The sequence below is a fragment of the Bacillus inaquosorum KCTC 13429 genome, assembly GCF_000332645.1.
In the GTDB taxonomy this organism is placed as follows: domain Bacteria; phylum Bacillota; class Bacilli; order Bacillales; family Bacillaceae; genus Bacillus; species Bacillus inaquosorum.
The window spans coordinates 176,994-189,627 of record NZ_AMXN01000008.1 but is presented as its reverse complement, the minus strand read 5'-3'; the positions used below and the strand labels follow the sequence as shown (position 1 = coordinate 189,627).

At 45.2% G+C, this 12,634-nt stretch carries 11 protein-coding genes and 5 tRNA genes; 11 read left to right on the top strand and 5 right to left on the bottom strand.

All coding sequences use genetic code 11. The features are described 5' to 3' along the window. Positions 1-32: 32 nt before the first annotated feature. The 5 genes from BSI_RS02975 to BSI_RS02995 all read right to left on the bottom strand — a co-directional run bounded on the left by BSI_RS02975 (position 33) and on the right by BSI_RS02995 (position 4,265). The gene (locus BSI_RS02975; protein ID WP_003241467.1) at positions 33-1,397 is read right to left on the bottom strand and encodes a PTS transporter subunit EIIC; all 1,365 of its coding nucleotides are present in this window, start codon (positions 1,395-1,397) and stop codon (positions 33-35) included. A 25-nt stretch (positions 1,398-1,422) separates the two neighbouring features. After that, positions 1,423-2,274, bottom strand: a complete 852-nt coding sequence (locus BSI_RS02980; RefSeq protein WP_003241465.1) for a MurR/RpiR family transcriptional regulator — start codon at positions 2,272-2,274, stop codon at positions 1,423-1,425. Between the two features lie 15 nt (positions 2,275-2,289). Then, complete coding sequence (gene murQ, locus BSI_RS02985) at positions 2,290-3,204, bottom strand: N-acetylmuramic acid 6-phosphate etherase (RefSeq protein WP_003241463.1); 915 nt, start codon at positions 3,202-3,204, stop codon at positions 2,290-2,292. Between the two features lie 110 nt (positions 3,205-3,314). Next, complete coding sequence (locus tag BSI_RS02990; protein ID WP_003241461.1) at positions 3,315-3,797, bottom strand: GNAT family N-acetyltransferase; 483 nt, start codon at positions 3,795-3,797, stop codon at positions 3,315-3,317. Between the two features lie 12 nt (positions 3,798-3,809). After that, positions 3,810-4,265 (bottom strand): 2-thiouracil desulfurase family protein, encoded by a 456-nt coding sequence (locus tag BSI_RS02995; RefSeq protein WP_003241460.1) that lies wholly within the window; start codon positions 4,263-4,265, stop codon positions 3,810-3,812. Positions 4,266-4,445: 180 nt separating this feature from the next. On the opposite strand from BSI_RS02995, the gene BSI_RS03000 reads away from it, so the two are divergent. The 11 genes from BSI_RS03000 (at position 4,446) to glmS (ending at position 12,318) form a co-directional block, all read left to right on the top strand. Continuing rightward, positions 4,446-4,520, top strand: a tRNA-Glu gene (locus tag BSI_RS03000). 3 nt (positions 4,521-4,523) lie between these two features. Continuing rightward, positions 4,524-4,599, top strand: a tRNA-Val gene (locus BSI_RS03005). A gap of 4 nt (positions 4,600-4,603) precedes the next feature. Then, positions 4,604-4,676 (top strand) — tRNA-Thr (locus BSI_RS03010). A 20-nt stretch (positions 4,677-4,696) separates the two neighbouring features. Continuing rightward, positions 4,697-4,781, top strand: a tRNA-Tyr gene (locus tag BSI_RS03015). 4 nt (positions 4,782-4,785) lie between these two features. Next, positions 4,786-4,857: transfer RNA gene (locus BSI_RS03020), tRNA-Gln, on the top strand. A gap of 228 nt (positions 4,858-5,085) precedes the next feature. Continuing rightward, positions 5,086-5,649, top strand: a complete 564-nt coding sequence (gene sigW, locus BSI_RS03025; protein WP_003241457.1) for an RNA polymerase sigma factor SigW — start codon at positions 5,086-5,088, stop codon at positions 5,647-5,649. 13 nt (positions 5,650-5,662) lie between these two features. After that, positions 5,663-6,289, top strand: a complete 627-nt coding sequence (gene rsiW / locus BSI_RS03030; RefSeq protein ID WP_003241455.1) for an anti-sigma-W factor RsiW — start codon at positions 5,663-5,665, stop codon at positions 6,287-6,289. A 160-nt stretch (positions 6,290-6,449) separates the two neighbouring features. Continuing rightward, positions 6,450-7,271: a diadenylate cyclase CdaA gene (cdaA, locus tag BSI_RS03035; RefSeq protein WP_003223651.1), complete on the top strand. Its 822-nt coding sequence runs from the start codon at positions 6,450-6,452 to the stop codon at positions 7,269-7,271. Then, entirely contained in the window at positions 7,264-8,718 is a 1,455-nt protein-coding gene (gene cdaR / locus BSI_RS03040) for a CdaA regulatory protein CdaR (RefSeq protein ID WP_003241453.1), read from the top strand. The genes cdaA and cdaR overlap by 8 nt, the downstream gene beginning before the upstream one ends. 18 nt (positions 8,719-8,736) lie before the next feature. Further along, positions 8,737-10,083 (top strand): phosphoglucosamine mutase, encoded by a 1,347-nt coding sequence (glmM, locus tag BSI_RS03045; RefSeq protein WP_003241450.1) that lies wholly within the window; start codon positions 8,737-8,739, stop codon positions 10,081-10,083. 432 nt (positions 10,084-10,515) lie between these two features. Then, the gene (gene glmS / locus BSI_RS03050) at positions 10,516-12,318 is read left to right on the top strand and encodes a glutamine--fructose-6-phosphate transaminase (isomerizing) (protein WP_003241446.1); all 1,803 of its coding nucleotides are present in this window, start codon (positions 10,516-10,518) and stop codon (positions 12,316-12,318) included. Positions 12,319-12,634: the final 316 nt, after the last annotated feature.

Genomic DNA, 12,634 nt, shown 5'->3' with positions numbered 1-12,634 from the left:
TATCCCGTTACTATCCCAAAAACAGAAACAATTTAATCGAACTGAGAAGCCATTTCATCTTTATACCCGAATGCGTAGGTCAATAAAAAGCCGGCCGCGTATGAAATAAAGAGCCCGACGATATATAGGATGATTTGTGATGGCAGGACGAGAAAGGAAAGCGGCAGCCCGGAGACACCGATCGCAAAGGTGGCTACCTGAAAATAAGCTTGAAAAGCGCCGCCGATTCCGGCACCTAGGCATGCTGTTAAAAACGGACGGCCGAGCGGCAGCGTGACTCCGAAAATAAGCGGTTCACCAATGCCGAGCAGCCCCGAAGGAAGCCCTCCGGCGATCGCTTTTCTCAATGTTGTTTTTTTCGTTTTCACAAAGATGGCAAAGGCCGCGCCTACCTGTCCTGCACCTCCCATAGCCAGAATAGGGAGCAAAGGATCATTGCCGATTGAATTGATCAGTTCCATGTGCACAGGCGTCAAGCCTTGATGCAGTCCGGTCACGACGAGAGGAAGGAAGGTTGCGCCCAGAATAAAGCCTGCAGCGATGCCGCCGAAGTCCAGGATGGACAGAAGGCCAGATGTAATGGCATCAGAAAAGAAGCCGCCTAAAGGCATAAATACGACATATGTGACGATTCCGGTGATTAATAGTGAAACGGTTGGGGTGACAATGATATCGAGAGATTGAGGAATAAAACGGCGGATAAATTGTTCGGTGTAAGCAATGAATATGGCTGCGAAAAGAACTCCGATCAGACCTCCCCTGCCCGGAAGAAGCTGTTCTCCGAATAAACTGATCTTTGCGATCTCCGGATTAATAATCAAGATCCCTGCCAAAGCCCCAAGAGCGGGTGTACCGCCAAATTCTTTCGATGCGTTAATGCCGACGAGGATGCCGAGATATGTGAACAGTCCTGATCCGATGACTGTCAGGATAACAGCGATTTGTGATTCTGCAGAGAGCCATCCGGCTTGTATAATTGCTTTGGTAATCCCAGTGATTAAACCGGAAGCGACGAGTGCGGGAATAAGAGGGATAAAGATGCTGGCAATTTTACGTAAGAATAGTTTAAAAGGAGTGGCGTTTTTCCGATTTATATCTGCTTTCTTTTGGGCAGCTGCTTCTTTGACATCGACACCTTCTTCTGACACGAGCTTTGAGAAAGCGGCTGTGACATGATTGACGACTCCGGTGCCGAGGATGATTTGTAAGGTTTCAGCTTCAACGACTCCTAATACGCCGTCCAGGTCTCTTAAGGCCTGAATATCTGTTTTGTTTTCATCGTAAGGCGTAATACGCAGGCGTGTCATGCAATGAGTATATGAGGAAATATTGGATTTTCCTCCGCATAGCTCAAGGATTTTCTTTGCGAGATGATTGTAGGAATTTTCTTTGCTCATCAAAACCCCTCCTCTTCAAGATGCCTTATTTTTTTCTCATAGATTGTATGGCTGCTCTCGTTTTATCGATATAGCCGGTTGTTTCTTCATACTGCTCAGCAGCCATGCCTAAAAACAAAACATCAATCATAAAAAGCTGAGCGAGGCGTGAGGAAGTGGCTGCACTTCGAATCAGGGCTTCGTTGGAATGTGCTGTGTACAATGGGACATCAGCTAGCGCAGAGACGGATGTCTGACTGAACTGTGTGAGGCTGATCGTTGTGATGCCTTTTTCCTTAGCCATGGTGAGCAGTTCAATGATTTCCTGCGTCTCTCCCGAAAACGAAATGGCGAAGACGATGTCATCCTTATCTGCATTTGCAATTAAAGATGCCACAAGGTGAGTGTCTGAGAACGCGGTAGCTTGTTTATGAATGCGAAGCCATTTTTGCTGGGCGTCCTTGGCGACAATGCCGGAAGCCCCGACGCCGATAAAATGCACAGTGTGAGCTTTGAGAAGCAGAGAAACCGCTCGTTCCAGCTCTTTGTAGTCCATCAGGTCTGAAGTATCCTGAATGGCCTGAATGGCATTGCCGGCTGTCTTTTCAGAAATGGAGTGTAGCGGTTCGTGGGGAGAAATGTCCCGGTAACCTTGTAAAGTAGGCTTTGCCAGATCCCCTGCTACTCTCATTTTTAAATCTTGAAATCCCTTTAATCCGAGTGATTTGCAGAGCCTGATGACGGCAGCGTCACTTGAATTGGCTAAGGCGCTGATTTCACTGACAGTGCTTTCTATTGCTTTGTGGGGATGAGTTAGGATGTAATCTGCAAGTTTACGCTCGGATGGAGGGAGCTTGTGCTTCATTGATTGGATGATGGCTAAACCGCCTGCTGCCATTCTTGTCTCTCCTTATCATGAATGGTAATTTTCGATTGCTTTGTCTATAAAACCGTTTGCTTCATTAAGCAATGTCTTAGCTTGTTCCTGATCTGTACGTGTTTTGAGCATGACGATTGCCGTTTTGACGTGATGATCGGCTTGTTCCAGTGTGTTTCTGGCTGTGTCGTATGAAGCGTTTGTGAGGCTTTGGATGATGCTGATGGCACGTTCTTTTAGTTTTTTGTTGCTGACGTTGACGTCCACCATCAAGTTTTCGTAAACCTTGCCGATTTTGACCATTACTGCGGTGGATATCATGTTTAGAATCATTTTATGAGCGGTTGCGGCTTTCATACGTGTTGATCCTGTAATGGCCTCAGGTCCGACGACAACCTCAATGCTGTGATCCGCATCCTTGCTGATGGCGGAATTTTCATTACAAGTAAGGGCGATGGTGTGTGCTCCGACTTTGCGGGCGTATGTTAGGGCGCCTGAGGCATAGGGTGTGCGCCCGCTTGCTGCGATGGCAATGACGGTGTCGTTTGAAGTGAGGTGTATGTTTTTTAAATCCTCAGCTCCTGCTTCTTCACTGTCTTCAATGCCCTCTGCTGCCTGCAAAAATGCTTTGGGGCCTCCAGCCATGATTCCGATGACCTGATCTGGGCTTACGCTGTAGGTGGGAGGACATTCAACAGCATCCATGACACCGAGTCTGCCGCTTGTGCCGGCGCCTGTGTATATGAGGCGGCCTCCATTTTGAAACGAGTCGTACGCGCAGTCGACAGCTGTTTTAATATCGGGGAGAACCTGCTGAACGGCGGCAGCAACTTTCAAATCTTCGTTATTAATCATTTTGAGGATGCCGAGCGTGTTTGCTTTGTGGATTTCCGCTGTTTGGCTATTACGTGATTCCGTTGTAAGACGGTGAAGGTTTAATGGTTCTGACATGAGGATGCCCCCCTGTTTAAAAATAATATATCTTATTATTCAGTATATTCATTTCTGTCATGATATTTCAACTATGTTTTTGTATTTTTGAAATTTTATTTCATGCAAGACTATAAGAAATAATGAAGAATCAGCTGTTCCCCGAGCGGCCCGATTCTTCGCCGTCCTTTATCAAGGAACCCGCTTTTCATATAAAGGTGCTTTGCTCGTGTGTTCAGGTGATTGACGGCCAAGATCATTTCATCGCACCATGGAAAATAACCGCTCACAAAAGAGGGAAGCTGAAGCATTGCTTTTTTGGCATAGCCTTTCCCGTGATGCATAGCATTTAAAGACAGGGAACTGAGCAGTAAAGCAAATGGATTGTTAGAATAGGGTGCAAGCGTTTCTTTTGATGTATGTAAAATGAAAAAACCGACTGGCAGATCGTCTTTTAAGATGACAACTGGATATCGGTCCTGTATGCCCAGGGCCTGAGTCAGCACCTCTTTGGGGAGAGAGGTAAAGCGTTTGTCATCGTTATTTAGCGTGAATGATTGAAGCTCCGGCAAATGTTCAGGCTTATAGAAGGATAAAGAAATGTCTTGAGTCATGTGGCGGCCTCCTTACAATATGTCGTCTAGCTGGTTTTCTGAAATGACGCGGTAGCCCGCTTGTTTTAGCAGTGCGGCAGTCACTCCGCTGCCGGCGATTTTTTTGCCAGAGAATGTGCCGTTATAGATAAAACTGCTTCCGCACGATGGACTGTTTTCTTTTAATATGACGGCAGAGGCATTGATTTCTTTTGCGTAAGCTAATGTTTTAGCGGCGCCTTCCATATATAATTCTGTTACATCTTCTCCTGAAGCTGTCACGATTTTCGCGGTTCCATTGAGAACATCCTCGCCTTTGCCTCCGATGATCTCTGCAGGTTCGCGGGGAGTTGAGAAGCCGCCGAGAAGCTCGGGGCATGCCATAACTGCTTTATTTTCTTCGACGAGTTTTCTGATTTTCTCCGATGCGGCATGAGAGCCGTTGTATCTGCATTCAATGCCGCCAAGGCAAGAACTGACTAGAATCATATTGGTTTCTCCTCTCTTGATTTGTTTGTCTCTATCATAAAAGAAATGATAAATGTTGGGAGGCTTTTTCAGTTAAAAAAGGAGTTAAAAAGTTTGAAAATAAAAAATTTAATTTTCCTCTTTACAAACAGGGGGTAACCTGTATATAATAACTTTTGTCAGCTCGACGAGAACACAAACGGCCCGTTGGTCAAGCGGTTAAGACACCGCCCTTTCACGGCGGTAACACGGGTTCGAATCCCGTACGGGTCACCATTTGGAGGATTAGCTCAGCTGGGAGAGCATCTGCCTTACAAGCAGAGGGTCGGCGGTTCGAGCCCGTCATCCTCCACCATTTTGCCGGTGTAGCTCAATTGGTAGAGCAACTGACTTGTAATCAGTAGGTTGGGGGTTCAAGTCCTCTTGCCGGCACTCTTTTCTTACATCTATATGGAGGGGTAGCGAAGTGGCTAAACGCGGCGGACTGTAAATCCGCTCCCTCAGGGTTCGGCAGTTCGAATCTGCCCCCCTCCACCATTATTGGGCTATAGCCAAGCGGTAAGGCAACGGACTTTGACTCCGTCATGCGTTGGTTCGAATCCAGCTAGCCCAGTCACAGACACCTTTGACCAAAAGGTGTCTTTTTTTCTTTTTAAAATCATTCCAATTTCTAACTGTTCAGTCTGTATAGTAATTTTAAAAATATGTTAAGGTAGTTTATTCACGAATTACCATCTACACCCTGCCAAAAATTTGATAAACTTATTTTATAAAAAAGTTGAAACCTTTTGAAACGAAGCTCGTATACATACAGACCGGTGAAGGCAGAGGTTAGATAAATATGGAAATGATGATTAAAAAGAGAATTAAGCAAGTCAAAAAAGGCGACCAAAATGCATTTGCGGACATCGTAGATATTTACAAGGATAAAATTTATCAGCTTTGCTACCGTATGCTTGGCAATGTGCATGAGGCGGAGGATATTGCACAGGAGGCTTTCATCAGAGCGTACGTTAATATCGACAGTTTTGATATTAACCGGAAATTTTCAACTTGGCTTTATCGAATCGCGACCAATTTGACCATTGACCGCATTCGCAAAAAGAAGCCTGATTATTACCTCGATGCAGAGGTGGCTGGTACGGAAGGCTTGACCATGTATTCACAAATCGCCGCAGATGGGGTTTTGCCTGAAGATGCAGTAGTGTCGCTGGAGCTCTCAAGCACGATTCAGCAGAAGATTTTAAAGCTTCCTGACAAATACAGAACAGTCATCGTATTAAAGTATATTGACGAACTCTCATTAATTGAAATCGGCGAGATTCTGAACATTCCTGTGGGGACTGTAAAAACGCGGATTCACAGAGGCAGAGAGGCTCTCAGAAAACAATTAAGGGATCTTTAAGTGGGGTGATGAAATGAGCTGTCCTGAACAAATTGTGCAGCTTATGCATATGCATCTTGATGGAGATATCCTTCCAAAAGATGAAGACGTATTAAAGGAACATCTTGAGACATGCGAGAAATGCAGAAAGCATTTTTATGAGATGGAAAAATCCATAGCGCTCGTCCGGAGCACATCGCATGTTGAAGCCCCCGCGAATTTTACCGCTAACGTCATGGCAAAATTGCCTAAGGAGAAGAAAAGAGCTTCTGTGAAAAGATGGTTCAGATCCCATCCCGTTATCGCAGCTGCTGCGGTATTCATCATTTTGATGGGCGGAGGTTTTTTAAACAGCTGGCATAATGACCACAATTTCAGCGTGTCCAAGCAGCCGAATCTTGTGGTGCATAACAACACTGTGATCGTGCCTGAGGGTGAGACGGTCAAAGGTGATGTCACTGTTAAAAACGGCAAGCTGATTATTAAAGGAAAAATAGACGGGGATGTAACCGTCGTAAACGGCGAAAAGTATATGGCCTCTGCTGGACAAGTCACCGGTCAGATTGAAGAAATCAATCAATTATTCGACTGGACATGGTACAAAATGAAGTCTGCGGGGAAAAGTGTACTCCATGCATTAGATCCAAACGGAAAAGAGTAAAGCGCGTCAGTTGCTTTGCTCTTTTTTTACGGGCTGAGAGGGCGGGCACATTTCACTTGCTAAATCGAATTGTGGTATAATGGGCTCGCTATGTAAAGTACATATGCGTAACACGTAAAACACAAAATACGAAATGACTGAAATCTTGGAGGACGAGGAAATGGCTTTTGAGGATATCCCTTTTTTGCAGTACCTCGGCAATGCCGTTGATATTCTCCTTGTTTGGTATGTGATATATAAATTGATTATGGTGATACGCGGCACGAAAGCGGTTCAGCTGTTAAAAGGAATTGTAGTGATCGTGCTTGTCCGTATGGCCAGCCAATACTTGGGCCTCAGCACGCTTCAATGGCTGATGGACCAAGCGATAACATGGGGATTTTTAGCAATTATTATTATTTTTCAGCCTGAGCTGAGAAGAGCGCTTGAACAGCTTGGCCGCGGCCGCTTTTTTTCAAGGAGCGGCACGCCTGTAGAGGAAGCGCAGCAGAAAACGATTGAGGCAATCACAAAGGCGATCAATTATATGGCGAAACGCCGTATAGGCGCCCTGCTGACCATTGAGCGGGATACTGGAATGGGGGATTATATTGAGACCGGCATACCATTGAATGCCAAGGTCAGCTCTGAGCTGCTGATCAATATTTTTATTCCGAACACTCCGCTTCATGACGGTGCGGTGATTATGAAGAATAATGAAATTGCCGCTGCCGCTTGTTATCTGCCGCTTTCTGAAAGCCCGTTTATTTCAAAAGAACTGGGTACGCGGCACAGGGCGGCTGTCGGCATTAGTGAAGTAACAGACAGTTTGACGATTATTGTGTCTGAAGAGACCGGCGGCGTCAGTGTGGCGAAGAACGGCGACCTTCACAGAGAGCTGACGGAAGAAGCGCTGAAAGAAATGCTTGAAGCCGAGTTTAAGAAAAACACCAGAGACACTTCTTCTAACCGCTGGTATTGGAGGGGCAAGAAAAATGGATAAATTCTTAAACAACCGCTGGGCTGTGAAAATCATTGCTCTGCTTTTCGCGCTCTTGCTTTATGTGGCGGTTAACAGCAATCAAGCACCGACTCCGAAAAAACCGGGTGAATCTTTCTTTCCGACATCAACAATTGATGAAGCAACACTGACCGATATTCCGGTCAAAGCGTATTATGATGATGAAAATTACGTCGTGACAGGTGTCCCGCAAACGGTTAATGTCACGATAAAAGGCTCGACAAGCGCCGTGAAAAAGGCTAGGCAGACAAAGAACTTCGAAATTTATGCCGACATGGAAAATTTAAAAACCGGCACACATAAGGTCGAGCTTAAGGCCAAAAACGTGTCAGATGGGCTGACAATCTCGATCAATCCGTCTGTTACGACAGTGACCATTCAAGAACGGACGACCAAAAGCTTTCCCGTAGAAGTGGAGTACTACAATAAAAACAAGATGAAAAAAGGCTATTCTCCGGAGCAGCCGATTGTCAGTCCGAAAAATGTGCAGATTACGGGATCTAAAAATGTGATTGATAACATTTCTCTTGTGAAAGCTTCAGTGAATTTGGAAAACGCAGATGAAACGATTGAAAAGGAAGCGAAAGTGACTGTTTATGATAAAGACGGGAACGCGCTTCCTGTCGACGTGGAGCCCTCGGTCATCAAGATTACCGTTCCGGTGACAAGCCCGAGTAAAAAAGTGCCTTTTAAAATTGAACGGACAGGAAGCCTTCCTGACGGTGTCAGCATAGCGAATATTGAATCCAGCCCTAGTGAGGTAACAGTTTACGGCTCTCAGGATGTGTTGGATTCTCTTGAATTTATTGACGGCGTCAGCTTAGATTTAAGCAAAATTAACAAGGATTCCGATATCGAGGCAGACATCCCGCTTCCTGACGGCGTCAAAAAAATCTCGCCGTCAAAGGTGACTTTGCATATTGAAGTTGATAGTGAAGCGGATCAAAAATTTGAGAATGTCCTTATTAAGACTATAGGGCTGAGCAGCTCGCAAAACATTGAGTTTCTAGATCCTGAATCGCAGGCGATAGACGTGACGGCTAAAGGCTCTCCCGCTAATATAAAAAATCTGAAGAAATCTGATATTGAATTGTATGTGAATGTTTCAGATTTAGATGATGGGGAGCATAGCGTGAAGCTTGAAGTAAATGGGCCTCAGAATGTAACCTGGTCCTTGGGGCAGAAAAACGCCAAAATCAAGCTGACGTCCAAAAAAAGCAATACATCGACTAATGATAACAGTGGCAATACATCAGGAAACCAGGATGACACAGATAAACAAACGAATGATCAAGATAACAAGCAGCAAGAAGATACAACGAACACTGATAAAGACAGCAATGATCAAAAACAAGACGAAAATAAAGATCAAAACCAAGATCAGGATGAGGACGAATCCACTGCGGATTCACAATCCTCATCGGAATAAAAAAGGAGCGATTATAAAATGGGCAAGTATTTTGGAACAGACGGTGTAAGAGGTGTCGCCAATAGTGAGCTTACACCTGAGCTGGCCTTTAAAGTCGGACGTTTCGGCGGTTATGTACTGACTAAAGACAAACAACGTCCAAAAGTGCTGATAGGCCGCGATACACGGATCTCCGGCCATATGCTGGAGGGAGCCCTTGTCGCCGGACTTTTATCCATTGGCGCAGAAGTCATGCGTCTGGGTGTCATTTCTACACCTGGTGTCTCTTATTTAACAAAAGCAATGGATGCAGAGGCAGGCGTCATGATTTCTGCTTCTCACAATCCAGTGCAGGATAACGGCATCAAGTTTTTCGGGGGAGACGGATTTAAGCTTTCTGATGAACAGGAGGCTGAAATTGAGCGCCTGATGGACGAACCGGAGGATAAGCTGCCAAGACCGGTCGGAGCTGATCTTGGGCTTGTAAATGATTATTTCGAAGGCGGCCAAAAATATTTGCAATTCTTAAAACAGACAGCTGACGAAGATTTCACAGGTATTCATGTAGCGCTTGACTGTGCTCATGGAGCAACGTCGTCCTTGGCGACACACCTGTTTGCTGATTTAGATGCAGATGTGTCAACAATGGGAACTTCCCCGAACGGATTAAATATTAATGACGGCGTCGGATCGACTCATCCGGAAGCGCTCAGCGCGTTTGTCAAAGAGAAAAACGCCGATCTGGGCCTTGCGTTCGACGGTGACGGCGACCGCCTGATTGCTGTCGATGAAAAAGGAAATATCGTTGACGGCGACCAAATCATGTACATATGCTCAAAACACCTGAAATCAGAGGGCCGTTTGAAGGATGATACAGTGGTTTCAACCGTGATGAGCAACCTCGGCTTCTATAAGGCGCTCGAAAAAGAAGGCATCAAAAGCGTACAGACAGCTGTCGGCGACCGCTACGTAGTAGAAGCGATGAAAAAAGACGGCTACAATGTCGGCGGAGAGCAGTCAGGACACCTTATTTTCCTTGATTACAACACGACAGGAGACGGATTATTGTCTGCTATTATGCTGATGAACACTTTGAAAGCGACAGGCAAGCCGCTGTCAGAGCTTGCAGCTGAAATGCAGAAGTTCCCGCAGCTGTTAGTCAATGTGAGAGTAACTGATAAATATAAAGTCGAAGAAAACGAAAAAGTAAAAGCTGTTATTTCTGAAGTTGAAAAAGAAATGAACGGCGACGGCCGGATTTTGGTGCGCCCTTCAGGCACTGAACCTCTCGTCCGTGTCATGGCTGAAGCGAAGACGAAAGAGCTGTGCGATGAATATGTAAATCGCATTGCTGAAGTCGTCCGGTCAGAAATGGGATTGGAGTAACGAAGTCTATAATTAGAGAGCGAACAAGACAAGCGAGATTTACATATGATAATTGTGAGACATGTGGCAAAGTTGTTTAAAAAACAATTGACCGTTCATGGCACATGCTGTAAAATCAAGCTTGTCTTGTTCTTGTTTTCTCTGAGGAAGAAAAGACGGGATTATTGCTTTACCTATAATGATAGCGCCCGAACTAAGCGCCCGGAAAAAGGCTTAGTTGACGAGGATGGAGGTTATCGAATTTTCGGCGGATGCCTCCCGGCTGAGTATGCAGATCACAGCCGTAAGGATTTCTTCAAACCAAGGGGGTGACTCCTTGAACAAAGAGAAATCACATGATCTTCCAAAAAACATGTAGGAGGGGACGATTGAAAGTCCCCTTGAAATTTGACTTTCTTCGTCTCCTTTTACAATCTTAGGAGGAAGAAAAATATGTGTGGAATCGTAGGTTATATCGGTCAGCTTGATGCGAAGGAAATTTTACTGAAAGGGTTAGAAAAGCTTGAGTACCGCGGATATGACTCTGCTGGTATCGCTGTTGCCAACGAACAGGGAATCCATGTGTTCAAAGAAAAAGGACGCATTGCGGATCTTCGTGAAGTTGTGGATGCCAATGTAGAAGCGAAAGCCGGAATTGGCCATACTCGCTGGGCAACACACGGCGAACCAAGCTATCTAAACGCTCACCCGCATCAAAGCGCACTGGGCCGCTTTACACTTGTTCATAACGGCGTGATCGAGAACTATGTTCAGCTGAAACAAGAGTATTTACAAGATGTAGAGCTCAAAAGTGACACCGATACAGAGGTAGTTGTTCAAGTAATCGAGCAATTTGTCAACGGAGGACTTGATACAGAAGAAGCGTTCCGTAAAACACTTACACTGTTAAAAGGCTCTTATGCAATTGCTTTATTCGACAACGAAAACAGAGAAACGATTTTTGTAGCGAAAAACAAAAGCCCTCTATTAGTCGGTCTTGGAGATACATTCAACGTCGTAGCATCTGATGCGATGGCGATGCTTCAAGTAACCAACGAATACGTAGAGCTGATGGATAAAGAAATGGTCATCGTCACTGATGATCAAGTTGTCATCAAAAATCTTGATGGTGACGTCATTACACGTGCGTCTTATATCGCTGAGCTGGATGCCAGTGATATCGAAAAAGGCACGTACCCTCACTACATGTTGAAAGAAACGGATGAGCAGCCTGTTGTCATGCGCAAAATCATCCAAACGTATCAAGATGAAAACGGCAAACTGTCTGTGCCTGGCGATATCGCTGCCGCTGTAGCGGAAGCGGACCGCATCTATATCATTGGCTGCGGAACAAGCTACCACGCAGGACTTGTCGGTAAACAATATATTGAAATGTGGGCAAACGTGCCGGTTGAAGTGCATGTAGCGAGTGAATTCTCCTACAACATGCCGCTTCTGTCTAAAAAACCGCTCTTCATTTTCCTTTCTCAAAGCGGAGAAACAGCAGACAGCCGCGCGGTACTTGTTCAAGTCAAAGCACTCGGACACAAAGCCCTGACAATCACAAACGTACCGGGATCAACACTTTCTCGTGAAGCTGACTACACATTGCTGCTTCATGCGGGTCCTGAAATCGCTGTTGCGTCAACGAAAGCATACACTGCACAAATCGCAGTTCTTGCGGTTCTTGCATCTGTGGCTGCTGACAAAAACGGCATCGATATCGGATTTGACCTCGTCAAAGAACTCGGTATCGCTGCGAACGCAATGGAAGCCCTTTGCGACCAGAAAGACGAAATGGAAATGATCGCCCGTGAATACCTGACTGTATCCAGAAACGCTTTCTTCATCGGACGCGGCCTTGACTACTTCGTATGTGTCGAAGGTGCACTGAAGCTGAAAGAGATTTCTTACATTCAGGCAGAAGGCTTTGCCGGCGGAGAGCTGAAGCACGGCACGATTGCCTTGATCGAACAAGGTACACCAGTATTCGCACTGGCAACACAAGAGCACGTAAACCTAAGCATCCGCGGAAACGTCAAGGAAGTTGCCGCTCGCGGAGCAAACACATGCATCATCTCACTGAAAGGCCTAGACGATGCGGATGACAGATTCGTACTGCCGGAAGTAAACCCAGCGCTTGCTCCGTTGGTGTCTGTTGTTCCACTGCAGCTGATCGCTTACTATGCTGCACTGCATCGCGGCTGTGATGTTGATAAACCTCGTAACCTTGCGAAGAGTGTTACTGTGGAATAAATTGTTTAACCCCTTTGGTTGTTTTTGTTGCTTTGAAATAAAGTCACGATTTTTGTAAAAAAGATGTGATGTTTAAAATAAAGTTACGACGTTTATAAAAATGTTGCGATGCTTTTTCCCTTAGATAATTTTTGTCTAAGGGTATTTTTCTATTTTAACAAAAGAGGCAGGTTACTAAAAATTATAAGGGGATTCCAATTGATTTTGGGTCCCCTTTTTACATAAATGATGTGACACCAATCTTACAAAAATGTAACTTTAATCTCAAATAATGTAATTTGATTCGATGGCAGGTCATCTAATTTTCTTTTACTAT

What these genes read in the sequence shown, in the direction of transcription:
- BSI_RS02975 (WP_003241467.1), bottom strand. Translation starts at nt 1,397, where the DNA reads ATGAGCAAAGAAAATTCCTACAATCATCTCGCAAAGAAAATCCTTGAG.
- BSI_RS02980 (WP_003241465.1), bottom strand. Translation starts at nt 2,274, where the DNA reads ATGGCAGCAGGCGGTTTAGCCATCATCCAATCAATGAAGCACAAGCTC.
- murQ (WP_003241463.1), bottom strand. Translation starts at nt 3,204, where the DNA reads ATGTCAGAACCATTAAACCTTCACCGTCTTACAACGGAATCACGTAAT.
- BSI_RS02990 (WP_003241461.1), bottom strand. Translation starts at nt 3,797, where the DNA reads ATGACTCAAGACATTTCTTTATCCTTCTATAAGCCTGAACATTTGCCG.
- BSI_RS02995 (WP_003241460.1), bottom strand. Translation starts at nt 4,265, where the DNA reads ATGATTCTAGTCAGTTCTTGCCTTGGCGGCATTGAATGCAGATACAAC.
- sigW (WP_003241457.1), top strand. Translation starts at nt 5,086, where the DNA reads ATGGAAATGATGATTAAAAAGAGAATTAAGCAAGTCAAAAAAGGCGAC.
- rsiW (WP_003241455.1), top strand. Translation starts at nt 5,663, where the DNA reads ATGAGCTGTCCTGAACAAATTGTGCAGCTTATGCATATGCATCTTGAT.
- cdaA (WP_003223651.1), top strand. Translation starts at nt 6,450, where the DNA reads ATGGCTTTTGAGGATATCCCTTTTTTGCAGTACCTCGGCAATGCCGTT.
- cdaR (WP_003241453.1), top strand. Translation starts at nt 7,264, where the DNA reads ATGGATAAATTCTTAAACAACCGCTGGGCTGTGAAAATCATTGCTCTG.
- glmM (WP_003241450.1), top strand. Translation starts at nt 8,737, where the DNA reads ATGGGCAAGTATTTTGGAACAGACGGTGTAAGAGGTGTCGCCAATAGT.
- glmS (WP_003241446.1), top strand. Translation starts at nt 10,516, where the DNA reads ATGTGTGGAATCGTAGGTTATATCGGTCAGCTTGATGCGAAGGAAATT.